This window comes from Pseudomonas sp. 22526 (assembly GCF_052044735.1).
Classification (GTDB): Bacteria; Pseudomonadota; Gammaproteobacteria; order Pseudomonadales; family Pseudomonadaceae; genus Aquipseudomonas; species Aquipseudomonas piscium.
On sequence record NZ_JBQENK010000002.1, the window covers coordinates 434274 to 459476 of the forward strand.

Annotated in this window: 22 protein-coding genes and 3 tRNA genes; 3 read left to right on the plus strand and 22 right to left on the minus strand. The window is 60.8% G+C overall.

Annotation, left to right across the window (positions count from 1 at the left end; translation table 11 throughout):
- Nucleotides 1–195: 195 nt before the first annotated feature.
- The 3 genes from ampE to ACTJKT_RS04375 form a co-directional block, all read right to left on the minus strand.
- Nucleotides 196–1032: a regulatory signaling modulator protein AmpE gene (ampE, locus tag ACTJKT_RS04365; RefSeq protein ID WP_440786302.1), complete on the minus strand. Its 837-nt coding sequence runs from the start codon at nt 1030–1032 to the stop codon at nt 196–198.
- Nucleotides 1029–1589, minus strand: a complete 561-nt coding sequence (gene ampD, locus ACTJKT_RS04370; protein WP_007922273.1) for a 1,6-anhydro-N-acetylmuramyl-L-alanine amidase AmpD — start codon at nt 1587–1589, stop codon at nt 1029–1031. The genes ampE and ampD overlap by 4 nt, the downstream gene beginning before the upstream one ends.
- A 62-nt stretch (nt 1590–1651) precedes the next feature.
- Nucleotides 1652–3856: a DUF1631 domain-containing protein gene (locus ACTJKT_RS04375; RefSeq protein ID WP_440786303.1), complete on the minus strand. Its 2205-nt coding sequence runs from the start codon at nt 3854–3856 to the stop codon at nt 1652–1654.
- Between the two features lie 342 nt (nt 3857–4198).
- Here ACTJKT_RS04375 and nadC point away from each other — a divergent pair, with 342 nt between their 5' ends.
- A complete protein-coding gene (gene nadC / locus ACTJKT_RS04380; RefSeq protein WP_097305641.1) occupies nt 4199–5047 on the plus strand; it encodes a carboxylating nicotinate-nucleotide diphosphorylase in 849 nt (282 codons plus the stop codon).
- A gap of 58 nt (nt 5048–5105) precedes the next feature.
- On the opposite strand, the gene ACTJKT_RS04385 is transcribed toward nadC, so the two are convergent.
- Complete coding sequence (locus tag ACTJKT_RS04385) at nt 5106–5402, minus strand: DUF6388 family protein (protein WP_025810064.1); 297 nt, start codon at nt 5400–5402, stop codon at nt 5106–5108.
- 338 nt (nt 5403–5740) lie between these two features.
- On the opposite strand from ACTJKT_RS04385, the gene ACTJKT_RS04390 reads away from it, so the two are divergent.
- Nucleotides 5741–6871 carry a hypothetical protein gene (locus tag ACTJKT_RS04390; RefSeq protein ID WP_440786304.1) on the plus strand — a complete coding sequence of 377 codons (1131 nt, stop codon included), beginning with the start codon at nt 5741–5743 and terminating at the stop codon, nt 6869–6871.
- A gap of 89 nt (nt 6872–6960) precedes the next feature.
- Here ACTJKT_RS04390 and ACTJKT_RS04395 read toward each other — a convergent pair whose 3' ends face one another.
- The 4 genes from ACTJKT_RS04395 to ACTJKT_RS04410 form a co-directional block, all read right to left on the minus strand.
- Complete coding sequence (locus ACTJKT_RS04395) at nt 6961–8085, minus strand: agmatine deiminase family protein (protein WP_440786305.1); 1125 nt, start codon at nt 8083–8085, stop codon at nt 6961–6963.
- 82 nt (nt 8086–8167) lie between these two features.
- Entirely contained in the window at nt 8168–9271 is a 1104-nt protein-coding gene (locus tag ACTJKT_RS04400) for an extracellular solute-binding protein (RefSeq protein ID WP_440786306.1), read from the minus strand.
- Nucleotides 9272–9273: 2 nt separating this feature from the next.
- Nucleotides 9274–10182, minus strand: coding sequence for an N-carbamoylputrescine amidase (gene aguB, locus ACTJKT_RS04405; RefSeq protein ID WP_440786307.1), 909 nt, complete (start codon nt 10180–10182; stop codon nt 9274–9276).
- Between the two features lie 4 nt (nt 10183–10186).
- On the minus strand, nt 10187–11236 hold the full coding sequence (locus tag ACTJKT_RS04410; protein WP_440786308.1) for an agmatine deiminase family protein: 1050 nt from the start codon (nt 11234–11236) through the stop codon (nt 10187–10189).
- Between the two features lie 133 nt (nt 11237–11369).
- Here ACTJKT_RS04410 and ACTJKT_RS04415 point away from each other — a divergent pair, with 133 nt between their 5' ends.
- Nucleotides 11370–12230 carry a LysR substrate-binding domain-containing protein gene (locus ACTJKT_RS04415; RefSeq protein ID WP_440786309.1) on the plus strand — a complete coding sequence of 287 codons (861 nt, stop codon included), beginning with the start codon at nt 11370–11372 and terminating at the stop codon, nt 12228–12230.
- A gap of 111 nt (nt 12231–12341) precedes the next feature.
- Here ACTJKT_RS04415 and ACTJKT_RS04420 read toward each other — a convergent pair.
- The 14 genes from ACTJKT_RS04420 to folP all read right to left on the minus strand — a co-directional run bounded on the left by ACTJKT_RS04420 (nt 12342) and on the right by folP (nt 25202).
- Nucleotides 12342–12417: transfer RNA gene (locus ACTJKT_RS04420), tRNA-Thr, on the minus strand.
- A gap of 236 nt (nt 12418–12653) precedes the next feature.
- Nucleotides 12654–14759, minus strand: coding sequence for a polyribonucleotide nucleotidyltransferase (gene pnp, locus ACTJKT_RS04425; protein WP_025810051.1), 2106 nt, complete (start codon nt 14757–14759; stop codon nt 12654–12656).
- A 195-nt stretch (nt 14760–14954) separates the two neighbouring features.
- Nucleotides 14955–15224 (minus strand): 30S ribosomal protein S15, encoded by a 270-nt coding sequence (rpsO, locus tag ACTJKT_RS04430; RefSeq protein ID WP_009042128.1) that lies wholly within the window; start codon nt 15222–15224, stop codon nt 14955–14957.
- A 140-nt stretch (nt 15225–15364) separates the two neighbouring features.
- On the minus strand, nt 15365–16282 hold the full coding sequence (truB, locus tag ACTJKT_RS04435; RefSeq protein WP_007920884.1) for a tRNA pseudouridine(55) synthase TruB: 918 nt from the start codon (nt 16280–16282) through the stop codon (nt 15365–15367).
- Nucleotides 16283–16285: 3 nt separating this feature from the next.
- On the minus strand, nt 16286–16681 hold the full coding sequence (rbfA, locus tag ACTJKT_RS04440; protein ID WP_009046936.1) for a 30S ribosome-binding factor RbfA: 396 nt from the start codon (nt 16679–16681) through the stop codon (nt 16286–16288).
- 159 nt (nt 16682–16840) lie between these two features.
- Entirely contained in the window at nt 16841–19354 is a 2514-nt protein-coding gene (gene infB / locus ACTJKT_RS04445) for a translation initiation factor IF-2 (protein WP_009046935.1), read from the minus strand.
- Nucleotides 19355–19380: 26 nt separating this feature from the next.
- Nucleotides 19381–20862 carry a transcription termination factor NusA gene (nusA, locus tag ACTJKT_RS04450; RefSeq protein WP_009046934.1) on the minus strand — a complete coding sequence of 494 codons (1482 nt, stop codon included), beginning with the start codon at nt 20860–20862 and terminating at the stop codon, nt 19381–19383.
- A gap of 47 nt (nt 20863–20909) precedes the next feature.
- A complete protein-coding gene (gene rimP / locus ACTJKT_RS04455) occupies nt 20910–21368 on the minus strand; it encodes a ribosome maturation factor RimP (RefSeq protein WP_007920877.1) in 459 nt (152 codons plus the stop codon).
- A gap of 130 nt (nt 21369–21498) precedes the next feature.
- A tRNA-Met gene (locus ACTJKT_RS04460) sits at nt 21499–21575 on the minus strand.
- 96 nt (nt 21576–21671) lie between these two features.
- A tRNA-Leu gene (locus tag ACTJKT_RS04465) sits at nt 21672–21757 on the minus strand.
- 29 nt (nt 21758–21786) lie between these two features.
- Nucleotides 21787–22170 carry a preprotein translocase subunit SecG gene (secG, locus tag ACTJKT_RS04470; RefSeq protein ID WP_009042126.1) on the minus strand — a complete coding sequence of 128 codons (384 nt, stop codon included), beginning with the start codon at nt 22168–22170 and terminating at the stop codon, nt 21787–21789.
- Nucleotides 22171–22174: 4 nt separating this feature from the next.
- Complete coding sequence (gene tpiA, locus ACTJKT_RS04475) at nt 22175–22930, minus strand: triose-phosphate isomerase (RefSeq protein ID WP_016701663.1); 756 nt, start codon at nt 22928–22930, stop codon at nt 22175–22177.
- Between the two features lie 66 nt (nt 22931–22996).
- Nucleotides 22997–24334, minus strand: a complete 1338-nt coding sequence (gene glmM, locus ACTJKT_RS04480) for a phosphoglucosamine mutase (RefSeq protein WP_440786310.1) — start codon at nt 24332–24334, stop codon at nt 22997–22999.
- Between the two features lie 16 nt (nt 24335–24350).
- Nucleotides 24351–25202: a dihydropteroate synthase gene (folP, locus tag ACTJKT_RS04485; protein WP_440786311.1), complete on the minus strand. Its 852-nt coding sequence runs from the start codon at nt 25200–25202 to the stop codon at nt 24351–24353.
- Between the last annotated feature and the right edge of the window lies 1 nt (nt 25203).

Sequence of the window (25203 nt, forward strand, 5' to 3'; positions counted from 1 at the left end):
TTTTTTTGCTTTTATTTTTATTGGCAGGTGCGCGAACACGGCAGATAGCCACTATTTGGCGCTGCTTCTGTATAGCTCAAATCGGCAAAAGGGTTTGTAACTTAAGGTTAACCGCGCGGACGGCGGACGGAAGGACGGCTTTATCTGCGCTGGCAAGACCAGGAAGGCTCGCCAGCGCTCACTCGCGGCTCGCCGTCAGGGCAGCACGGTCCACAGGGCGAAACCGGCGTACCAGAGCACCGCGGCCCGCAGCAACAGCTCCCAGATCCGGTCCAGGCTGAGAATGCCGTCCGGCCCGGTGATCGGCGCGGGGATTTCCGCGGCGACCAGGCCGACCTTTTCCACCAGTTGCGCGGCGCTGATGTTCCAGTTCAGCAACTCGTGGAGCATCACCCGGCTGACCGCAACGAAGTTGCCCACCAGGGCAAAGCTGGCCGCCAGCAGGCGTACCGGCAACCAGTCGAAGGCATGCCGCAGCTGCCCGGCGCGCTCGGCGACCGCCGGGTTCTTGCTGTGTTCGGCGGCCAGCGCCAGCAGGCGATAGCTCAATGCGGCCACCGGGCCCAGCAGGAAGTACCAGAAGATCACCGCGAAAAAGCTCTGGTAGGCCTGCCACAGCAGGTGCCCCTGAACCTGCCCGAGCAACTGCTCGCCACTGTCGGCGCAGATATCCAGGTCGCGCTTGGCGACATGCGCCGCGGCTTGCAGGTCCTCGCGGCGCCAGGCATCGCGAAACGGCCCGAGGCCGCCCAGCAGGTCGCCCCGCCCCAGGCTGTAGATCACCACCAGCAGATGCACCGGCAACGCCAGCAGGCCGTAGGCCAGCGGTTCCAGTACCAGCAACAGCAGCCCCAGCAGCACTGCCGGCAGCAACACCAGCAAGGCCAGCACCCACCAGGGACGCTTGGCCAGACGCGGGCTGGATTCCTGCCGGAACAGTTGGCGCAACCACGGCTCGTCATGCTGAACGCGCTGGCGCAAGGCCGAGAATTTCTCGATCCATACCGCCAGCAGCAACACCAGAAAACTCATTGTCCTTCCCCTTCGTTCAGGGCCGCGCGATAGCGTACCCAGTCGAATCCGGGCCCCGGATCGGTCTTGCGCCCCGGAGCGATATCGCTGTGCCCACAAATCCTCTGTGGGGTAATGGCCTTGAAGGCCTGCTGCAACTGCCGGGTCAAGGCAATCAATGCGTCGTACTGGGCATCGGTGAACGGCAACTCGTCGGTGCCTTCCAGTTCGATCCCCAGGGAGAAATCATTGCAGCTCTCGCGCCCGTCGAACCACGACACGCCGGCGTGCCAGGCGCGGTCCAGACAGGAGACAAACTGAGTGACGGTTCCGTCACGTTCGATCAGGAAATGCGCGGACACGCGCAGGTCGGCGATCCCGGCAAAATAGGGATGCTCTGTGACATCAAGACGGTTCTGGAAGAATTCCTGCACCTTGCCCGTCGCGAACTGGGCCGGCGGCAGGCTGATGTTGTGGATCACCAGCAGGGAGATTTCATCCGCGGGGCGTGCGTTGAAATTGGGTGACGGGCAATGGCGAACGCCGTGACACCAGCCGCTTGCGGGGTCCAACTGCATACCGATTCCTTCAACGAAGCCTGTGACGGCTCAGTATGCCGCGTTCCGCGCCCAGGTTGCGATCACTTGCCGCGATTGAGTCGCTGCAAACTGCCGATCACCGACTCCAGCGCCCGGTCGAACAGCAGGGTGTCGTCCAGCTCACGCACCGCCCCGCGCTGAAACTCCAGGGCCAGGCCGACCCGGGTGCGCTCCAGCACCTTCATGCCGGTGCGGTTGACGAAGATGTACTTGTCGCCGGGCTGAACGATAGCCGCCAGCTTGCAGCGCAGGCTGTTGTCCTCGTCCTCGAGGAATTCGACCCAGGCCCCCAGCCGCAGCTGTTCGACCCGCAGCACCCCGGGATCGTTGGGCGCCAGCGCCAGGGGCGCGGCCTCCAGCGGGCCCTCCTCGGCACTGGGCAGGATGATCTGCTCCTCGACTGCGACCATCGCCGGCTGCTCGCCCGCCAGGCCCGGCTGCTGCGGCTCGGCGCTCTGGCCTATGTGCTCGAACAGTTGCAGGTGCAGGGCTTCCAGCTGGCTGAAGAACTCGCTGGTGGCGAACGGATCGAACGCCGCGCTGTTCAAGCCGTCGCGCAGCGCCTTGAGCAGGTCGGGCACCAGCGCCAGCAGTTGCATGGCGGCATCCGGGTCGGTGTGGCGCTGCACGCTCCAGATCAACTGCTCCATGGTCTGCAGCCCCTGGCGCCATTCGCTGGAGTGCTCGCCATGCTTGAGACAGGTCAGCAGCAGGACCTTGCTCCAGGCCTGTTGCACGAACTCGACGACCATCAGCGGCAGGACCTTTCCCAGCAGCCCCTCGTTCAGTGCCTGCTCGACGCGACGCCGCGCCAGCTCGGCCTTGGCCCGCCCCTCTTCGGCGTCACGGGTGCGCTGCTCCAGCAGCTCGCTGCGGCGGCGCTCGTCGCTGGTGAAAGCGAGAAACTCGGCGAGCAGCTCGGAAAAGATCGCCGGGTCGTCGACGAAGTCGCTCAGCAGCCGCTGCACCACCTGCTCGATGCGCAGGTACAGGCTGTCACGCTGATAATCGTCGCAGCTGCCCCAGCCCATGGCCGCCGCGGCGATTTCGTTGAGCAGGCGCCGGGCCGGATGGCTGCTGCGGCTGAAGAAACTCTTGTCCAGCACCGCGACCTTGAGCATGGGGATCTGCAAACGGCCGATCAGGGTCTTCAAGGATTCCGGCAGGTTGCGATCGGCCAGGATGAACTCGAAGAGCATGGCCACCAGGTTGATCACATCCTCGTCGGCCACCCCGACCACCCGTGACTTGCCGCTTTTCACACTGACCCGGGTCAGCAGCTGTTCCAAGTGGTTGCGCAGGTCGAAATCGTCCTGGGTGCCAGCCGGCACGTAGTGCTGCAGGTGCGACAGCAGGCGCAGCAGGTCGCGGGTGGAAATCGGCTGGGTTTCGGCGCTCGCCTCCAGGGTCGGCACCACACTGCCGCGGACATGCAGCAGCAGCTCCTGCAAGGCGGCGAACACTTCCTGAACGCTTTCGTCCATCTGCGCCACGCCGGGCTCGGGCGAGGCCTGGATACTCGCGGCCGCCTGGTCGAGGGCCCGGCGCGCCGGCGCCGGCTTGAGTTCGGGCAACACGCCAGTGGCGGCCAACAGCTGATTGGCTTCGGCGTACAGCTGGTCGGCCTCGCTGAGTACATAACGCTCGAACAGCTTGAGAATGATCAGCTTGACCTTGATCTCCACCCCCAGGTTGCGCCCGGATTCGAGGAAGTACTCGCAGAGCATGGCCGGGCCCAGGGGGTTGCTGCGGTCATCCAGGCGCTTGCCCAGCAGCACGTTCAGGCGCGCGGTGAGTTGGCCAAGGGCAAAGCCGTCACGGTTGCCCGCCTTGGCGACCATGGCCTCCAGGGCCACAGTGCGCTCCAGGTCGTCACGGCAGGTATCGGCGGGTGGAACATAGGCGACGGCCTGGGCGATCGCTGGGGCGGGGTCGTAGTGGACGAGGCCGACAAAGGCCTCGAAGAGTTTTTCCAGGAAGCCGCGCTCGATGCTTTTGCGTTTCAGGCGCAGGTCGCGCATGGCTTCGAAAAAGGTGTTCTGGTCGACATTGTTCTGGGCCCGGTCGGCCATCTCGAACAAGGTGTCGTCGGCGTTATCGAACAGTTCCTGCAGGCCATGGCGCAGTTGCTGGGCGGCCTTGTCACGGACCTGAAGCAGAATCACAGGCAGGCGGGCGAGCGGCGAAGCGTTCGCCTGATCCGTAGCCGCCTTGTGCAAAGGCACTACATTCCCGTCGTTGTGCATCCAAGCCTCCTGAAAGGGTTTTCTCTGCCGCGCAATGAAAGGTCGGTCGACGCTCACAGTCGAGTCCCAGCGAGCATCGATACGCGCCGCTGCATTTCAAATATCGGGGAGCCAAACAGACGTCAAAGCTATGACGTCAATTAGAAGTCGGATTATCTGGCAAAAGCCCCTTCTTGTGCCAGCAGACTCTGCGCGGGCTTTGAAATAGCGCTCATATAGCGACCGCCCTTTCTCGCAAACGGCTCATGCCAGGCGACCAAATGCAGCTACGGGAGGGCGCTCGCCTTGGGTTCGCTTGCGCCATGGCCCTATAATCGGGCCACTTTGTTTGTGGAGCCCGTTATGCCGAATCTACGCCTCGCCGACCTGACCGCCGAAATCGAAGCCAACGTGCGCCGTGCGTTGCTGGAAGACATCGGCAGCGGCGATATCACCGCGCAACTGATCCCGGCCGAACGCCTGGCCAAAGCCACCATCATCACCCGCGAAGCGGCGATCATCAGTGGCACGGCCTGGGTCGACGCGGTGTTCCGTCAGCTCGATCCGCGGGTCGCCGTGCATTGGCAGGTGCATGACGGCGAACGCGTCAGCCCCAACCAGGTGCTGTTCCACCTCGAAGGTCCGGCCCGTTCGCTGCTCAGCGGCGAACGCTGCGCCCTGAACTTCCTGCAGTTGCTGTCCGGCGTGGCCACCCGCGCGCAGTACTACGCCGACTTCGTCGCCGATACCCAGGTCAAGTTGCTGGATACCCGCAAGACCCTGCCGGGCCTGCGCCTGGCACAGAAATACGCGGTGACCTGCGGTGGCTGCCACAACCACCGCATCGGCCTGTACGACGCCTTCCTGATCAAGGAAAACCATATTGCCGCGTGCGGTGGCATCGCCCAGGCGATCAGCGCCGCCCACAAGATCGCCCCGGGCAAGCCGGTGGAAGTCGAAGTGGAAAGCCTGGAAGAACTCAAGGAAGCCCTGGCGGCGGGCGCGGACATCATCATGCTCGACGAGTTGAGCCTGGATGACATGCGTGAAGCGGTACGCCTGAATGCCGGCAAGGCCAAGCTGGAAGCCAGCGGCGGGATCAATGAAAGCACCTTGCGCCCGATCGCCGAGACGGGCGTCGATTACATTTCGATCGGGGCGATGACCAAGGATGTGAAGGCGGTCGACCTGTCGATGCGCTTGAGCCTCTGACTCTTTGCGCGGTACCCCGAAGAAAAACGCCAGCCCCTGAAAGGCTGGCGTTTTTGCATCAGTCGTCGATTTCGTTGAGTTCCAGGTAGTCCTGAAGGTCCATGCCCAGGGCCTCGGCCACCTCCTGATGGACCTCCAGGCGCATGGCCTTGAGCTCCTCGGGCGACTCGGCCACCAACTCCAGCACAAGTTCCCACGGCTCGATGCCGCGCGACTCGGCCTCGTCCTCGAACGCCCATTGGGCCTGCTGCTTCTGCTCTTGCGGGCTCAGGTCGCTGATTTCTTCCTGCAAGGAAGGCGTGGCAGCCAGGTACTTTTCAAGGGCTACGTCAATTCTGGCTTCTTTAGGAATCATCTCGTTCTCTCTGATCATGGGAATGGAAGATGGATCTGGATCGTTGGGATCTCTTTGCCGCAAAAAAACGCTGTGAAAGCCGATTTATCTGGCCGTGAACCATTCGGGATCATCTGAAAACCATTCAGACAGGCTGCGAATATAGGGCCTTTGTCTGCGAATGCCTACGAATCCTTACAGCGCACCGACAAAAAACCTGTCCGTTCGCTCAAGGCACTTTGATGAAAAATACGTTGTTACATTCCTCTCCCCGAACTGCCTTCTTGCCCCTGGAACAAGCAGGCAAGAACGCAGTCATAGCGATGTGCCATATCGGCACTTCACAAGGAAACCCAGTGATGTTCAGCCGCACTCAGCGTTCGTCCGTCCTCCTCGCCACCAGTCTCTCCACCCTGATCCTCAGCAGCCTGTCACTCCCCGCCCAGGCCATCGAGTTCAACTCCAACAGCGCCTCGTACTCGGACAGGATCTCGGCCCTGCACCAGGAAGTGGACCTCAAGTTCACTGTGCGCCCCAGCGGCTTCACCGTGGACGACCTGCAAAAGCTGCAGGACGGCCTCAAGAGCAGCACCGCCGAGCTGGAAAAGCTCAAGGACCTGGTCAACAGCCAGGCCCGCCTGATCGAAGAGCTCAAGCGCAACACCGGCAGCAGCTCCAGCGCCAATGCCAGTGAGGTGAGCAACCTCAAGAAAACCACCGGCGAGCAAGCCAACCAGCTGAAGAAACTGGAAACCCAGCTTGAAGAGTTCAAGCGCAACAGCGGCTCCAGCTCCAGTTCGAGCGCCAGTGAAGTGAACAACCTCAAGCGCGTTACCAGCGACCAGGCCAGCGAACTGGACAAGCTCGGCAAACAGATCGAGGAACTCAAGCGCGGCAGCAGTTCAAGCTCCAGCTCGAACTCCAGCGAGCTGAGCAGCCTGAAGAGCACGGTCAGCAGTCAGGCCAGTGAATTGGACAAACTGGGCAAGCAGATCGAGGAGCTCAAGCGTGGCAGCAACTCAAGCTCAAGTTCGAACTCCAGCGAGCTGAGCAACCTCAAGAGCACGGTCGGTAGCCAAGCCAGTGAACTGGACAAGCTCGGCAAGCAGATCGAGGAGCTCAAGCGTGGCAGCAGCTCTAGCTCCAGTTCGAGCTCCAGCGAACTGTCCAGCCTCAAGAACACGGTCAGCAGTCAGGCCGGCACCCTGGATAAGCTGGCGAGTCAGATCGACGACCTCAAGCGCGGCAGCAGCTCAAGCTCCGGTTCGAGCTCCAGCGAACTGTCCAGCCTCAAGAGCACGGTCAGCAGTCAAGCCGGCACCCTGGACAAGCTGGAAAGACAGATCGACGACCTCAAACGCGGCAGCAGCTCTAGCTCCAGTTCGAGCTCCAGCGAGCTGTCCAGCCTCAAGAGCGAGGTCAGCAATCAAAGCCAGAACCTGGACCAGCTCAAACGCAGCCTTGAGGACCTGAGAAGCAAGGTGAAGTGATTCAAGGCCGGTAAAAACGACAAAGCCCGCTCGATGCGGGCTTTGTTGTGTATGAAGGATCGAGTCAGATCCACCCCCCCAAAGCCACCTCACACCCGTGGCAGATGCTTGCTCACGCAATGAATGCCGCCGCCACCCGCGGCGATCGGGTCGATATTGACCTGCTCCACCACCCGCCCCGGATAAAGCCTGGTCAGCAGGTCCTTGCAGTATTTGTCCGCCGCCGCGTCACCAAACTGTGGGGCAATCACTGCACCGTTGATCGGCAGGAAGTTGATATAGCCCGGCGCGAAATCCGGGTTGTCGCGGGTGTACTGGTTGCTGCGCATCTTGGTCGGCGGCGGCAGGGTGTGGACCACCAGTTTGCGGCCATCGGCGTCGGTGGCAGCGTTGAGGATCTCCAGGTGCTTGCGTGTGACGGCGTAGTCATAGGACTCGGGATCCTTGTCCAGATTGGCGATCACCACGCCGGGCTTGACGAAGCGCGCATAAAAATCGACGTGGGCATCGGTGATGTCCTTGTCCTTGATACCCGGCAACCAGATGATCTTGCGCAGGCCGAGGTTGGCCTTCAGCTCGGCTTCGATCTGCGCCTTGCCCAGTCCCGGATTGCGGTTGTCGTTGATCCAGCAGCTCTCGGTGATGATCGCGGTGCCATGCCCGTCCACCTCGATACCGCCGCCCTCGCCCACTAGCGCGCTACGGACGTAGTCGGCCTCCATCTCCTCGCTCAAGGTGTCGGCCACGCGGGTGTCGTTGGCCGAGGTCTGCTTGTCGCCCCAGCCATTGAAGTTGAAGTCCACCAGGCCCAGGCCGCCCGCGCCGTCGACCACGAAGCAGCCGCCGTAGTCGCGCACCCAGACGTCGTCCAGCGACAGGGTCAGGAAATCGATATTGCTGGTGCCACACTTGCTCTTGGCCAATGACAGCTGGTTGGCGCGGCACAGCACAGTCACCGGCTGGTACTTGGCGATGGTCCTGGCCAGCAGGGCGATGGTGTCGTTCACCGCGCCCGCCCAATCCTCCCAGACCCGGGACGACGCGCCGAAAGCCAGGATCACCCGCTCCTGCGGGCCGTGCTCGTCGGGCATGTACCAGTTGCCGGCCGGGGCGGCGAAAATTCGCGGGGCGCCGAAGCCGAGGCCAAGGGAGGCGGCAGCACCGACTCCGCTGGCCGCCATCAGCTGCTTGATGAAGTCACGGCGTGTAGACATGGGGTGTTCTCTGTTGAGTGAATCTTGAAGGGCGTGGCCACCCGGTTACCGGGTGCCCGCCCTGCTCTGGTAGCTGGCGGCTTCAGTCGTGAAGGCTGGTCTTGAAGGTAGTCCAGGCGCGCATTCGCGCCCGCATGTCGCGCTGCGCAATGTCCTTGCCAGGGATCAGCCGTCCGTAGGTGGCCTCGTCCACATAGATATCTGGATTATTGCGCATGTCGGCCGCCACCATCGGCCTGGCCTTGGTGCTGGAGGTGGGATAGCCGGTGGCATTGCTGATCGCCGCCATGTTCTGCGGGCGCATGATGAAATTGATCAGCGCATAGGCGTATTCCGGGTGGCGGGCATCGGCCGGGATGGCCATGGTGTCCATCCATACCGTGGTGCCCTCCCGCGGAATGCGGTACTCAAAGCGCGTCCCCTTGCCGGCCTCGTCGGCGGTACGCTGGGCCTGGGTCATGTCGCCGCTGTAGCCAAGGGACAGGCAGATATCGCCATTGACCAGCTGGGTCACCGGCTGCGACTGGAACTTGCGGATGTACGGCTTGATGCCCTTGAGCAGCGCCACCGCCTCGGCCAGTTCGTCCGGCTTGCTGCTGCGCGGGTCGTGACCGAGGTAGTTGAGCACCACGGCCAGCACTTCGTCGGGCGAGTCGATCATGGAGATGCCGCAGTCGGCGAACTTCGCCGCGATCTCGGGCTTGAAGATCATATCCAGGCTGTTCACCGGCGCATTATTCAGACGCTTGTCGATCATCGCCTGGTTCCAGGTCAGGCCGATGGTGCCCCAGGTGTAGGGCACGGTGGCATGCCGCGAGTGCGGATAACGGGCCTGCAACGAGCGCAAGCCGGGCTCGATGTCATCCAGGTGCTCGAGCTTGCCCTGGTCGAGCTTCTGCAGGGCACCGGCGCGCATCAGGCGTTCGGCCACGGTGTCGCCGGGGAAGATCAGGTCATAGCCACTGTGGCCGGACATCATCTTGGCTTCCAGCGTCTCGCTGCTGTCCATCACGTCGTAGATGACCTGGATACCGGTCTCGCGAGTGAAGGCAGCGAGGGTCTGCGGGGCGAAGTAGTCCGCCCAGTTGTACAGCCGCAGGACCTTGTCCTCGGCCTGCGCGGCGAATTGCGTGCAGCCCAGGCCAAGGCCCAGCGCAAGCACCGACAGCGTCTTGATGAGATTCATCTTCAGGCCCCCTGGCGCTGCCAGTGTTGGTGGGTTTGGCGACCGTCCAGCCCCAGCAGCGGGCCGTACATTTCCGGGCGGCGATCCCGGTAGATGCCCCAGCTCAGGCGCTCGTCGGCCATGGCGCCGAGGTCCAGCCGCTGTATCAACACGCCCCTGGTGTCACGGTCGGCCTCGGCCAGCAGCTTGCCCTTGTGATCGGTGATAAAGGACGAGCCGTAGAACTCCATCCGCAGCTGCGGATCGGTGGTCGCCACCTCTTGCCCGATACGGTTGGCCGCTATCACCGGCAGGATGTTGGCGGCAGCATGGCCACGCTGGGTCAGTTGCCAGTGGTCGCGCGAATCCAGCCCGGCGGCGCCCGGCTCGGAGCCGATGGCGGTGGGATAGAGCAGCACCTCGGCGCCCATCAAGGCCAGGCAGCGGGCGGTCTCGGGGAACCACTGGTCCCAGCAGATGCCCACGCCTATCCGACCGAAAGCGGTGTCCCAGACGCGGAAGCCGGTATCGCCGGGGCTGAAGTACTCCTTCTCCTGGTAGCCGATGGCGTTGGGGATGTGGGTCTTGCGGTAGACGCCAAGCAAGCGGCCGTCGGCATCGGCCACCGCCAGCGAGTTGAAGAAGGCGTTGCCGGCGCGCTCGAACCAGCTCAGCGGCAGCACCACGCCCAGCTCCCGGGCAAGATCGGCGAAGCGCTTGAGCACGGTGCTTTTGCCATATTCCTGGGCCAGGGCCAGGTGCTTGTGGTCCTGCTCGATGCAGAAGTACGGGGTGGCGAACAGCTCCTGCAGGAGGATCAATTGCGCGCCCTTGGCAGCGGCGTCCCGCACCAGTTGCTCGGCCTGGTCGAGGTTGTCCTCCAGGTTCCAGCTGCAGGCGAACTGGGTGGTGGCGACGGTCAGATGAGTCATGGCATTACCCCTTCAGCGGCCAGGCCGGTTGCTGCTGGGTGATGCAATGCACACCGCCGCCGCCGTGGGCCAACTGGTTGATCCGCACCGGCACCACCTCACGCCCGGGGAAAGCCAGGCGCAGGGTCGCCGCCGCCTCGTCGTCGGCAGCGATACCGTAGGCCGGCATGATGATCGCGCCATTGGCGATGTAGAAATTGGTGTAGGACGCGCAGAACACCTCGGCCTCCTGGTCCACGGCGTCGCTGGCTTCGAAGAGTTCGAGCATTTCGAAGCGACGCCCCAGGGCATCGGTGGCCAGTTCCAGGGCGCGGCGGTTCTCGCGCACGACTTCGGCATACACCGAAGAGGAATCCCGGGTCGCGTCCACCAGCAGCGCACCGGGCCGGGCAAAGGCGCAGACGCCGTCGACGTGGCCATCGGTCATGTCGCCGGTCACGTAGTCGGGGTCGCCGGGCAGCCAGATGGTTTTCTTCACGCCCAGCAGACGCGTGAAGATTTCCTCCATTTCGGCCTTGCTCATGCCGGGGTTGCGGTTGCCGTTGAGCAGCACCGATTCGGTGGTGATCAGGGTGCCCTGCCCGTCCACATGGATGGCGCCGCCTTCGTTGGTCAGCGATGTGTCGAAGCATTGCAGGCCGAGGTTGTCGAGAATACGCCGCGCCAGGCTTTGGTCCAGGTCGAAGGCCGATTTGCCGCCCCAGGCGTTGAAACGCCAGTTGACCCCGGCCGTGCCCAGGCGCGGATGGCAGACGAAACTCGGACCGGAATCGCGGCACCAGCTATCGTTGATCGCCAGTTCGACCAGTTCGATATTCGCGCCACACAACTCACGGGCTCGCGTCACTGCGCAGGGGTCGACCACCATCTTCACTGGTTCGAAACGGGCGATGGCGTTGGCCACACGGGCGAAGTCGACCTGCACATCGGCCAGGGTCACTCCCCAGCTGGTTTCCCACAGGGCCTGGTTATGGGGGAAAGCCATCCAGGAGGCGGCGTGCTGTACCCATTCGGCGGGCATGAGCCAGCCGTTCTGCGCATCGTTGAATTGCATACAAGTGCCTTCAGTTAAGATTTTGTTATTACTGAAAACCGCGACCGCGGTCATGACTTGTATGCTAGGCCTGTAAAAACGACCGAACAAACGATAGATTTTGTCGAATCCTGATTAGCTGAGCTTATCGATCATGCTTAAACACTGGCCACCCCTGAATGCCCTGCGCGGCTTCGAAGCCGCCGCCCGCCTGGGCAGCTTCCACAAGGCCGCCGAAGAGCTGCACCTCACCCAGTCGGCCATCAGCCAGCAGATTCGCAGCCTGGAAAGCTTCCTCGAACAGCCGCTGTTCTTCCGCAACGGCCGCAGCGTGGCGCTGACCGATGCCGGCTTCGACCTGCTCAGCACCACCCAGTCGCTGCTGCAGCAACTGGCCGTAGGCATCCGTCGCCTGGACCAGTACCGCAAACCCAACCAACTGGTGGTCAACACCACCCCGGCCTTCGCCCGCCACTGGCTGGTGCCGCGCCTGGCGGACTTTCACCGGCTTCATCCGCAGGTTGATCTCTGGCTGCTGACCACCGACGAAACGCCGGACATGGCCACCCAGACCATCGACATCGCCGTGCGCGACGACCTCAGCGCCCAGGCCGAATGCAGCTTTCGCGTGTTGCTGGAGGACCGCCTGTACCCGGCCTGCCATCCCGCCTTGCTGGAACAGGCAGCGGATGCGCGCACCACCCTGCACGGCGAGCGTGAGATGGACTGGAGCCATTGGCAGGTACAGGGCGGTATCGATGTCGGCCAGCACAGCCAGGGTCTGAACTTCTCCGACCCCGGCCTGCTGCTGGACGCCGCCAGCCAAGGCCTGGGGATAGCCCTCGTCAGCCAGCTGCTGGCCGGCCGCGCCCGGGATCAGGGACTGTTAGTGGCGCTGGCGGAGCAGACTGTGCGCGGCCCGAACTGGAGCTGGCTGGTGCACCGCGACAGCGAAGGCGACGCCCTTACCCGCAGTTTCTGCGACTGGCTGGTTGGGGCGCTTGAGGAGGAATGAACAGGGTCTTGGGGCCACGGTATCCATGAATCATCTGGCCCCCCAGAAGCGACAAAACCCGCGCCGGGCGGGATTTGCAGGTGTCTGACAGACCTTCATGGATGGCTTGATTGGTGCCCGAGACAGGAATCGAACCTGCGACCTTCGCGTTACGAGTGCGCTGCTCTACCGGCTGAGCTACACGGGCGCTGGGCTAAACCTAGCACCGGGACCGGGGTTTTGCCATATCGCCTCCCTATGTAGGAGCGAGCTTGCTCGCGATGACCGCGCAGCGGTCGCCTTCGGGGCTGTTGGCGCCCTTGATATCGGATCGCGAGCAAGCTCGCTCCTACAAAAGATTGCGGCGGGAGGAAAACCGGCAGATAGCAAAACGCCCCGAACCAGTCGGGGCGTTTGCTTGTTCAGCTCAATGCTGCGGTCGTGTTAAACGCCCGAAGCCTTGGCTGCTGCCACGTCTTTGATGGACAGCTTGATACGGCCGCGGTTGTCCACGTCCAGTACCAGCACTTCCACTTCCTGACCTTCTTTCAGGATGTCGGTCACTTTCTCGACGCGAGCATCGCTCAGCATGGAGATGTGAACCAGACCGTCCTTGCCAGGCAGGATGTTGACGAATGCGCCGAAGTCGACGATGCGCTCAACCTTGCCAACGTAGATCTTGCCGATCTCGGCTTCCGCGGTGATGCCCAGAACGCGCTGACGCGCGGCTTCTGCGGCTTCCTTGGTTTCGCCGAAGATCTTGATCGAGCCGTCGTCTTCGATGTCGATCGAAGCCTTGGTCTCTTCGCAGATAGCACGGATGGTCGCGCCGCCTTTACCGATGACATCACGGATTTTGTCGGTGTCGATCTTCATCGCGATCATGGTCGGAGCGTTGGCCGACAGTTCGGTACGCGACTGGCCAATGATCTGGTTCATCTGGCCGAGGATGTTCAGGCGAGCTTCCAGGGCCTGGCCCAGGGCGATCTCCATGATTTCTTCGGTGATGCCTTTGATCTTGATGTCCATCTGCAGCGCGGTGACGCCTTTGGCGGTACCGGCTACCTTGAAGTCCATGTCGCCCAGGTGGTCTTCGTCACCCAGGATGTCGGTCAGAACGGCAAATTTCTCGCCCTCTTTAACCAGGCCCATGGCGATACCGGCAACCGGTGCCTTCATCGGCACACCAGCGTCCATCAGCGCCAGGGAAGCACCGCAAACGGAAGCCATGGAGCTGGAACCGTTGGACTCGGTGATTTCCGATACTACGCGGATGGTGTAGGGGAACACGTCGGCGGCTGGCAGCATGGCCTGGACCGAACGACGGGCCAGACGGCCGTGACCGATTTCACGACGACCAGCGCCGCCCATGCGACCACACTCGCCCACCGAGAACGGAGGGAAGTTGTAGTGCAGCATGAAGGGGTCTTTTTTCTCGCCTTCCAGGGTGTCCAGCAACTGCGCGTCACGGGCAGTACCCAGAGTCGCGACTACCAGGGCCTGAGTCTCCCCACGGGTGAACAGAGCCGAACCGTGGGTCTTCGGCAGAACGCCGACTTCGATGTTCAGCGGACGCACGGTGCGGGTGTCGCGACCGTCGATACGTGGCTTGCCGTTAACGATGTTTTCGCGAACGGTGCGGTATTCGATTTCACCGAAAGCGGCTTTGACGTCGCTGGCGGAAGGCTGGCCTTCTTCACCGGACAGCTTGGCGACGACCTGGTCTTTCAACTCGCCCAGGCGAGCATAACGGTCGGCCTTGACGGTGATGGTGTAGGCCTGGGAGATCGCTTCGCCGAACTCGGAGCGGATAGCGCCCAGCAGGTCGGTGGCTTCTGGAGCAGGAGCCCAGTCCCAGGTTGGCTTGGCGGCTTCGGCAGCCAGCTCTTTGACGGCCTGGATAACAGCCTGGAATTCGTCGTGGGCGAACAGTACGGCGCCCAGCATCTGGTCTTCGGTCAGCTCTTTGGCTTCCGATTCAACCATCAGTACCGCTTCTTCGGTACCGGCCACGACCATGTCCAGGCTCGAAGCAGCCAGTTGTTCGTAAGTCGGGTTCAGCAGGTAGCCGGTGCTTTCGTGGAAAGCAACGCGGGCAGCGCCGATCGGACCGTCGAAAGGAATGCCGGAGATCGCCAGGGCAGCCGAGGTACCGATCATCGCAGCGATGTCCGGATCGGTCTTCTTGCTGGTGGAAACCACGGTGCAGACAACCTGCACTTCGTTCATGAAGCCTTCTGGGAACAGAGGGCGGATCGGACGGTCGATCAGACGCGAGGTCAGGGTTTCTTTCTCGGAAGGACGGCCTTCACGCTTGAAGAAACCGCCAGGGATCTTACCGGCAGCGTAAGTCTTTTCCTGGTAGTGAACAGACAGAGGGAAGAAACCCTTGCCTGGATCGGCTTGCTTGGCGCCAACCACGGTCACCAATACGCTGACGTCGTCGTCAACGGTGACCAATACTGCGCCGGAGGCCTGACGGGCGATACGGCCAGTCTCGAGGGTAACGGTCGACTGACCGAACTGGAATTTTTTGATTACCGGGTTCACGGTGTCCTACCTTCTTTGTGGCTCTTGGGGGAACTGGTTTCTTGCGAAATTCTTGGGCAATTCCGGGAATCGGCCCGGCCAGATTGTCCAGGTAAAACTACTGTCCAGATAAAACTTGAGGCTGGGAGCCTGCCATGCGCCTGCGGGGAACCCACTGACGCACGGCAAACAACCAACCTCTAGCGCAATCGCTGATTAGCGACGCAGACCCAGGCGACCGATCAGAGCGCTGTAGCGGCTCAGATCTTTGCCTTTCAGGTAGTCCAGCAGCTTACGACGCTGGTTAACCATGCGGATCAGACCACGACGGGAGTGGTGGTCTTTACCGTTGGCCTTGAAGTGACCTTGCAGTTTGTTGATGTTGGCGGTCAGCAGTGCAACTTGCACTTCTGGCGAACCAGTGTCACCAACAGCTTGCTGGTAGTCGGTTACGATTTGAGCTTTTTCTTCAACGCTGAGTGCCATTTGGCTTTCCTCTCAAAAGGCAACGTTCCGAGAAACGCCACCAACAGGCCAGGGACAAATCCCTGTATCTATAAATGAGCTGTGACCGTGCCTGTTAACAGCCACCCTCTCCAGCCTGCTGTTACACAGGCTGGTTCCGGTCATTCCGACCGAATCAGTCGACGCGGCGCGATGCGCCCGTCTTCGCTCACTTCACCGATACCGATAAAGCGACCGTTGTGATCCTGTACCCGCACCATGCCGAACTTCGGTGCATCGGGAGCCCGTACCGGCTGGCCGTTGAGCCAGTAGAACGCGCTGTGCTCCGAGAACTGCAGCAGTGGCCAATCCAGCAGGCCGCTGTCCGATGGCATCAGGAAGCGATCCACCGCTTCATTGCCGCCTTCGGCATGTACCGCCTCAAGCTCTTCCAGCGTGACGGTCTGGGCCAGACTGAAAGGACCGGCCTGGGTGCGACGCAGTTCCGCGACGTAAGCACCACAACCCAGCTTCTCACCGATATCCTCCACCAGGGTCCGGATATAGGTGCCTTTACTGCAGTCCACCGCTAGCCGCGCAGTATCGCCTTCAAAGGCCAGTAATTCCAAGCGCGCAATAGTAACAGAACGCGCTTCGCGCTCCACCACTTCGCCTGCACGGGCCAGCTTGTAAAGTGGCTGGCCATCACGCTTGAGGGCCGAGTACATCGGCGGTATCTGGCTGATTTGCCCGCGAAATTCCGGCAACACCGCTTCAATATCGGCGCGACCAACGGTCACTTCGCGAGTCTGCAGGACTTCACCCTCGGCATCGGCCGTGGTGGTGGTCTTGCCCAACTGCATCAGGGTTTCGTACCCCTTGTCGGAATCGAGCAGGTATTGCGAGAACTTGGTCGCCTCGCCAAAGCACAACGGCAACACGCCGGTGGCCAGGGGATCGAGGCTGCCGGTATGCCCGGCCTTTTCGGCGTTGAGCAACCAGCGGACTTTCTGCAGCGCCGCGTTGGAGGTGAACCCCAGCGGCTTGTCGAGCAGGATGATACCGCTGACGTTACGACGGATACGCTTGACCTGAGCCACCGCTTACTCCTTGGCGTCTTCGGGTTCAGCGGCGTGCTGGCTGTCTTCGGCCACGGCGCGCTCGATCAGGGCCGACAGATGCGCGCCCCGCACGACACTTTCGTCGTAGTGGAAGTGCAGCTGTGGAACGCTGCGCAACTTCATCTCGCGAGCCAGTTGCATACGCAGGAAGCCGGCGGCCGAGTTGAGTACCTTGATGCTCTGGGCGATATCGTCAGCGTTGTCCTGGCCCATCACGGTGATGAAAATCTTGGCGTGACCAACGTCACGACTGACTTCAACGGCGGTGATGGTGACCAGGCCGACGCGCGGATCTTTGACTTCACGACGGATCAGCTGAGCGAGCTCACGCTGCATCTGGTCGCCGATGCGTTGGGTACGGCTGTATTCTTTTGCCATGTCTTGTTACCTGTTGCTGCCTCGCGGTGAAACCCGCAAGGTCTGAAAGCGGCAAACGCCCGGCCTGACAGAAGCCAGACCGGGCGTTGCGTTTAGAGTCCGGACGATGCGCCGTGCATTTGCATGCGGCTGCCCATCATGGCTCTTGAAGTGCGCGAGTTAGAGGCTGCGAGCAACCTGAACCTTCTCGAAGACTTCGATCTTGTCGCCGACTTTGACGTCGTTGTAGCTCTTCACGCCGATACCGCATTCCATGCCGGCACGCACTTCGGAAGCGTCATCCTTGAAGCGGCGCAGGGATTCCAGCTCGCCTTCGAAGATAACGATGTCTTCACGCAGTACACGGATTGGACGGTTACGGTGAACGACACCTTCGATCACCATGCAACCGGCGATCGCGCCAAACTTCGGCGAACGGAACACGTCACGAACCTCGGCAACACCCAGGATGTTCTCCCGAACGTCGCTGCCCAGCATACCGGTCAGGGCTTTCTTGACGTCTTCGATGATGTCGTAGATCACGTTGTAGTAACGCATATCCAGACCTTCCTGCTCGACGATCTTGCGAGCGCCGGCATCGGCACGCACGTTGAAGCCGAACAGTACAGCGTTGGAAGCCAGGGCCAGGTTGGCGTCGCTTTCGGTGATACCACCGACGCCGCCGCCAACTACGCGCACTTGCACTTCGTCGTTGCCCAGGCCGTTCAGAGCGCCTTGCAGAGCTTCCAGCGAACCACGGACGTCGGATTTGAGGACGATGTTGAGCGTCTTCTTCTCTTCCTGGCCCATGCTTTCGAAGATGTTTTCCAGCTTGCCGGCGTGAGCGCGAGCCAGTTTGACTTCACGGAACTTGCCTTGACGGAACAGAGCCACTTCACGGGCTTTCTTCTCGTCGGCAACCACGCTCATCTCGTCGCCAGCGTCCGGGGTACCGTCCAGGCCGAGGATCTCGACCGGAATGGCCGGACCTGCTTCCTTGATCGGCTTGCCGTTCTCGTCGAGCATGGCGCGCACGCGGCCATAGTTCGAGCCGACCAGCACCATGTCGCCTTGACGCAGGGTACCGTCCTGAACCAGTACGGTCGCCACCGGGCCACGGCCCTTGTCGAGACGCGACTCAACCACGACGCCACGGCCAGGAGCCGAAGGCGTGGCGGTCAGTTCGAGAACTTCGGCCTGCAGCAGTACGGCTTCGAGCAATTCGTCGACACCGGTACCCATCTTCGCCGAAACCGGAACGAATGGAGTGTCGCCACCCCAGTCTTCGGACGTCACGCCGTGAACCGACAGTTCGCTACGGATGCGATCGAGGTCGGCACCCGGCTTGTCGATCTTGTTCACCGCGACCACCAGAGGTACGCCAGCCGCCTGGGCGTGCTGAACAGCTTCAACGGTCTGCGGCATCACGCCGTCGTCCGCTGCAACCACCAGGATCACGATGTCGGTCGCCTTGGCACCACGAGCACGCATGGCGGTAAACGCGGCGTGACCCGGGGTGTCGAGGAAGGTGACCATGCCGCGTTCGGTTTCAACGTGGTACGCACCGATGTGCTGGGTGATGCCGCCGGCTTCGCCAGCCGCTACCTTGGCACGACGGATGTAGTCGAGCAGCGAAGTCTTACCGTGGTCAACGTGACCCATTACGGTCACTACCGGCGCACGAGGAACTGCTTCACCTTCGAACTTCAGGGACTCGGCCAGGGAATCTTCCAGGGCGGTGTCGCTGATCAGGGTCACTTTGTGGCCCAGCTCTTCAGCAACCAACTGGGCAGTTTCCTGGTCCAGTACCTGGTTGATGGTGGCCGGGGTGCCCAGCTTGAACATGAACTTGATGATTTCGGCAGCCTTGACCGACATCTGCTGGGCGAGATCGCCAACAGTGATGGTTTCGCCGATCTTCACTTCACGAATGACAGGGCCGGTCGGGCTCTGGAAGCCGTGAGCGTTACGCTTCTTCAGCTTGGCCTTGCCGCGACCACCACGACGGAAGCCATCGCTTTCTTCGTCGGTAGTACGTGGGGCAACGCGTGGAGCCGGAGCCTTTTCCTTGACGGAAGCACGATGCGGAGCGTTTTTACGCTCGCCATCGCCACCACGACGGTTGTCGTCGTTACGGCTCTTGTCCGGGCGACGCTGCTCGTCCTTCTTGCGCACTTCAGCGACCGGCGCTGGAGCGACAACAGGGACGTCTTCAACAATCGGTTCGGCAACCACCGCAGGGGCGGCGACCGCTTCAACGGCAGCAGGTTGCGCAGCAGCAGGCTGGCGACGCGCTTCTTCTTCGGCGCGACGCTTGGCTTCTTCTTCAGCCTTCTGACGTGCAGCATTTTCTACTGCGCGACGTTCTTCCAGTTCACGCTGGCGCTCGGCTTCGATTTCTTCCGGGCTGCGTTGTACGAAGACTTTCTTCTTGCGTACTTCAACGCTGATGCTTTTGCTGCCGGCAACACGCAGGGTGCTGGTGGTTTTACGCTGCAAAGTGATCTTGCGCGGTTCTTCCACTTTCGCCTTGTGGCTGCTCTTCAAGTGAGTCAGCAAGGATTGCTTCTCACTGTCGGTCACATGTTCCTCGGCGGCGGTGTGCGGCAGACCTGCCTCACGCATCTGCTGCAACAGGCGCTCTACCGGTGTTTTGACCTCATCGGCCAGTTGTTTCACCGTGACTTGCGTCATGCACTTCTCTCCTCAGGCCGCGCCTATTACTCGAACCAATGGGCTCGGGCGGCCATGATCAACTTGCCGGCACGATCATCGTCAATGCCGTCGATGTCGAGCAGGTCGTCAATAGACTGCTCGGCCAGGTCTTCGCGGGTAATTACGCCGCGCACCGCCAGTTCCATCGCCAAATCCTTGTCCATACCCTCAAGCGAGAGCAGGTCTTCGGCCGGATGGGCGTCTGCCAGCTTTTCCTCAGTAGCGATGGCTTTAGTCAACAAGCGATCCTTGGCACGAGCGCGAAGCTCGTTGACGATGTCTTCGTCAAAGCCGTCGATGTTGAGCATTTCTTCCAACGGTACGTAGGCAATCTCTTCCAGGCTGGTGAAACCTTCATCAACCAGCACCTGTGCCAGTTCTTCATCGACTTCCAGCTCTTCGATGAAGTTGCGCAGGATGTCGCCGGTTTCAGCTTGCTGCTTAGCCTGGATGTCCGATTCGGTCATCACGTTCAGGGTCCAGCCAGTCAACTGGCTAGCCAGACGCACGTTCTGACCACCGCGACCGATGGCCTGAGCCAGATTGTCTGCGCCAACGGCGATGTCCATGGCATGGGCATCTTCGTCGACGATAATTGCCGCGACTTCGGCCGGCGACATGGCGTTGATCACGAACTGCGCCGGGTTGTCGTCCCACAGGACGATATCCACACGCTCACCGCCCAACTCACCGGAAACGGCCTGGACGCGCGAACCGCGCATGCCAATGCACGCACCCTGAGGGTCAATGCGCTTGTCTTTGGAACGGACCGCGATCTTGGCGCGCGAACCCGGATCACGGGAAGCGGCCATGACTTCGATCAGGCCTTCGGCGATTTCCGGCACTTCGATACGGAACAGCTCGATCAGCATTTCCGGCGCGGTACGCGACAGGATCAGCTGCGGGCCGCGGTTCTCGGTGCGGATTTCCTTGAGCAGCGCGCGAAGACGCACGCCGACACGGAAAGTCTCGCGGGAAATGATGTCTTCACGGGCCAACAGCGCTTCGGCGTTGTTACCCAGGTCGACGATCACGTTGTCGCGAGTCACTTTTTTCACGGTGCCGGAGATGATTTCACCCAGGCGCTCGCGGTAGGCGTCAACGACTTGAGCACGCTCGGCTTCGCGGACTTTCTGCACGATGACCTGTTTGGCGGTCTGCGCAGCAATGCGGCCGAACTCGATCGACTCGATCTTTTCTTCGACGACATCACCGACTTTGGCGCCCGGATGGGTTTCCTGGACCTTGCTCGGCCAGGTTTCCACAGCCGGATCGTCCAGATCAGCTTCCTCGACTACCGTCCAGCGACGGAAAGTCTCGTAAGCACCGGTGTGGCGATTGATTTCCACACGCAGATCGACTTCGTCCTCAAAACGCTTTTTGGTAGCAGTGGCCAGAGCCAGCTCCAGCGCTTCAAAAATTACGCTTGCCGGTACACCCTTTTCATTGGATACCGACTCAACAACCAGCAGTACTTCTTTGCTCATCGTACGCCTCGCCTTTCGCAAGCCATTGGATCCGCGGGATCCGCGTCTCAGTCAAAACTGGGAATTATGTGGGCCTTGTCGATCATGTCGATCGGCAACAGAAACTCATGGTCTTCCACCTGCACCACGACGTCCTGCTCCTCCACCCCGCGGAGAAGGCCCTGAAAATTACGCCGACCTTCAAAAGGCGAGCGCAGCTTGATCTTCACTTGTTCACCGACATACTTGGCAAACTGTTCAAGGGTGAACAGCGGGCGTTCCATGCCAGGAGAGGAAACTTCAAGGGTGTATTCAACGGAGATCGGATCTTCGACATCCAGAACGCCGCTGATCTGACGGCTGACGATGGCACAGTCGTCCACCAGCACACCGCCTTCTTTATCGATATAAACGCGCAACAGTGAGTGGCGACCTTGAGCCGAAAACTCGATACCCCAGCATTCATAGCCAAGGGCCACGACCACCGGGGCCAACAAGGCCTGCAACTGTTCTAGCTTGCTCGACACCTGAACCCCCTCGTGCATGCTTGTGCAAATAAAAAATGGGCGAAGCGCCCATCCCGGAAACGCCGTTGAATAGCGGCGTTGTAAAGTGTCCAGCTAACAAAAAGCCCCTGAAAAGGGGCTCCGCTAAAACTGGTTGCGGGGGCCGGATTTGAACCGACGACCTTCGGGTTATGAGCCCGACGAGCTACCAGACTGCTCCACCCCGCGACAAAGCTGGGGCGGAAGTATACGACCGATCCCTTTTTGGGTCAATGTAACCTTCCACCTACAAGAAAGCCCGCAACAGCGGGCTCTCCTGATAATTGGTACCGAGAAGGGGACTCGAACCCCTACACCCTATGGGCACAACCACCTCAAGGTTGCGTGTCTACCAATTCCACCACCTCGGCATAGACTACGTTACTGCGTGAAACTCTTCTTACTTCTGCTCTTGAGCTGGAGGTACGTCAGTCGCATTGGTTGCCGACTTTTGCTCCTGGAGCACCGGGACATCATCAGAAGCCGGTTTTTGCTTTGGCGCTTCAAGCACCGCTGGATCTGGCAAACCTACTTGAGTCAGCTCGTGAGCTTTCTCTTTAGCAAAGTAACCTAACCCTAAGCTGGTTATGAAAAAACCTGCGGCAAGTATAGCAGTAAACTTACTAAGAAAGGTAGAGGAACCTTGGCTTCCGAACACAGTATTTGAAGCACCTGCTCCGAAAGACGCGCCAGCGTCCGCACCTTTACCCTGCTGCAGCAATACCAGAGCTACTACGCCCAGCGCACCCAGCAGATGAAAAACGACTACGACTGTTTCCAGCATTTTTTCAGTTTCCCGCGGCGCGACAGATCGCACCGAACTCATCTGCATTCAGGGAAGCTCCACCAATGAGCCCCCCATCGATATCCGGCATGCCGAACAGTTCGACCGCATTGGCCGCCTTCACGCTGCCGCCGTATAGAAGCCGCACACCTCGTGCCACTTCAGAATTCTCTGCCGCCAACTGCGCCCGGATGGCTGCGTGCACATCCTGGGCCTGTTGCGGCGAAGCAGTCAGCCCGGTACCAATGGCCCAGACCGGCTCGTAAGCGATAACGGCATTGGCAAACGCACCAACACCCAACTCTTCGATGATGCTGCCCAGCTGACGCCCGACAACCTCAAGAGTCTTCCCGGCCTCGCGCTGCTCAAGGGTTTCCCCTACACACAAGACCGGCGTCAAACCACAAGCCTGTGCTGCTGCGAATTTGCGATTCAGCGTACCGTCACGCTCACCCATCATCAGGCGACGCTCGGAATGCCCAACCAGCACCAGGGAACAACCTGCATCCACCAGCTGACTCGGAGCGATTTCTCCTGTCAGCGCACCTTGCATGGGTTCCACCGCAGAGTTCTGCGCGCCGACCGAAATCGACTTGCCTTTCAAGCCATCAATCACTTGATTGATATACAAGCAAGGCGGGAATACCGCGACATCAACACCGCTAGGCAAGGCCAGATGACGCAGGCCATTGATCAGCTCAGCGACGCTGGCGCGGGTACCGTGCATTTTCCAGTTACCAGCTACCATAGGGCGACGCATGCTGTACCTCGTCGGTCAAAGTGGGCGCAGATGTTACCCAACCGCATCAACACTGGCAAGCCGAAATCAGGCAGAAACTTCCGCAACCAGTTTTGCCAGTTCGTCAGCATAGCCACGGACCTGGGCTTCATCGTCACCTTCGACCATGACGCGAACCAAAGGCTCGGTACCCGACTTGCGCAGCAACACTCGCCCACGCCCGGCCATCGCGGTAGTAACGCGCGCGCAGGCCTCTTTCACAGCAGGATGCTCGACGGGATTGGCTCCGCCACCAAAGCGCACATTGACCAGAACCTGCGGACATTTGCGCAGCGCCTGACGCGACTGCGCCAGCCCTTCATCACGTCGCTTCAGCGCCATCAGCACCTGCAGGGCAGCAATGATCGCATCACCGGTGGTGGTGTGCTGGAAGCACACGATATGGCCGGAGTTTTCACCACCTACCAGCCATTGGCGCTCAAGCAGCTCGGCAATGACATAACGGTCGCCAACATTGGCGCGTACGAATGGAATACCCAGGTCAGCCAAGGCCAACTCAAGGCCCAGATTGCTCATCAAGGTACCGACCACGCCGCCCTGCAGCTTGTTACGCGCATGCAGGTCCCGGGCGATGATGAACAACAGTTCGTCGCCGTCGACGATGGCGCCTGTATGGTCGACCATCAGTACCCGGTCGCCATCACCATCAAAGGCGATACCCAGGTCGGCGTGCTCGGCCAATACCGCAGCCTGCAACTGCCCCATATGGGTCGAACCGCAATTGTCGTTGATGTTCAGGCCATTAGGTTGTGCGGAGAGCACCACCACCTCAGCACCCAACTCACGGAAAACGCTTGGCGCCACCTTGTAGGTTGCGCCATGGGCACAATCGACAACAATCTTCAGACCCGCAAAGCTGGTACTGGAAGGAACGCTGCTCTTACAGAATTCGATGTAACGGCCCGAGGCATCATTGATGCGCGAGACCTTGCCCAGCTTGCTCGACTCCACCACGGTCATCGGCGCGTCCAGCAACTCCTCGATCATCAGCTCAACTTCATCGGGGAGCTTGGTGCCTTCACCCGAGAAGAACTTGATGCCGTTGTCATCGTGAGGATTATGCGACGCACTGATCACAATCCCTGCCTCGGCATGGAAAGTGCGGGTCAGGTAGGCGATGGCAGGAGTGGGCATCGGGCCCAGCAGCATCACATCCGCACCGGCAGCGGACAGGCCCGCTTCAAGCGCGGATTCGAACATGTAACCGGAAATCCGCGTATCTTTACCCACCAACACGCGACAGGCGCCCATGCTGCGGAAAGCCATACCTGCGGCCCAGCCCAGCTTGAGCATGAAATCGGGAGTAATAGGGTACACACCCACACGACCGCGAATGCCGTCGGTGCCAAAGTATTTTTTGCTCATAAGTGCTCCATCATTCTTATTCGGCTGATTCCACAGCTGTAATCATCCGCACGACATCCACCGTCTCGACCACATCATGGACCCGCAGGATCTTTGCCCCTTTGGACATTGCCAAAGCAGCAAGAGCCAGCCCGCCATACAGACGCTCTCCGACAGGGCGACTCAATGCCTGACCTATCATGCTCTTTCGCGAAACGCCAACCAGCAAAGGCTGACCAAGGGCATGCAGGGCATCCATATGCTTGAACAAGCTCAAGTTGTGCTGCAGGGTCTTCGCGAAGCCAAAACCTGGATCCAGAATGATCCGCTCCGCCCCAATACCCACTGCCGCACACTGAGCCATACGCTCTGCAAGGAATTCACCCACTTCCTTGGTCACATCCCGATACTGCGGATTGTCCTGCATATCGCCAGGCTCACCGAGCATATGCATAAGGCAGACTGGCAAACCTGTAGCCGCCGCCGCATCCAGCGCGCCATCCCGTCGCAACGATCGAACATCGTTGATCAAACCCGCGCCCAGGCGCGCAGTTTCGCGCATGACCGCAGGCGTGGAGGTATCGACCGAAATAATGACATCCAGTTCACGATGGATGCGCTCGACGATAGGCGCTACCCGCTCAAGCTCTTCAAGCGGCGATACCGCTCGTGCACCAGGACGAGTGGACTCGCCCCCCACATCGATGAGCGTCGCGCCCGCCTGCACCATGCCCTCGGCATGGCGCAAGGCAGCATCCAGCTGACTGAAACGACCACCATCGGAGAAGGAATCGGGAGTGACATTAAGAATGCCCATGACATGCGTATGGGCCAAATCAAGAACCCGGTTGCCGCAAGGCAACCGGGTCGAGGACGACATAGAAGTCATT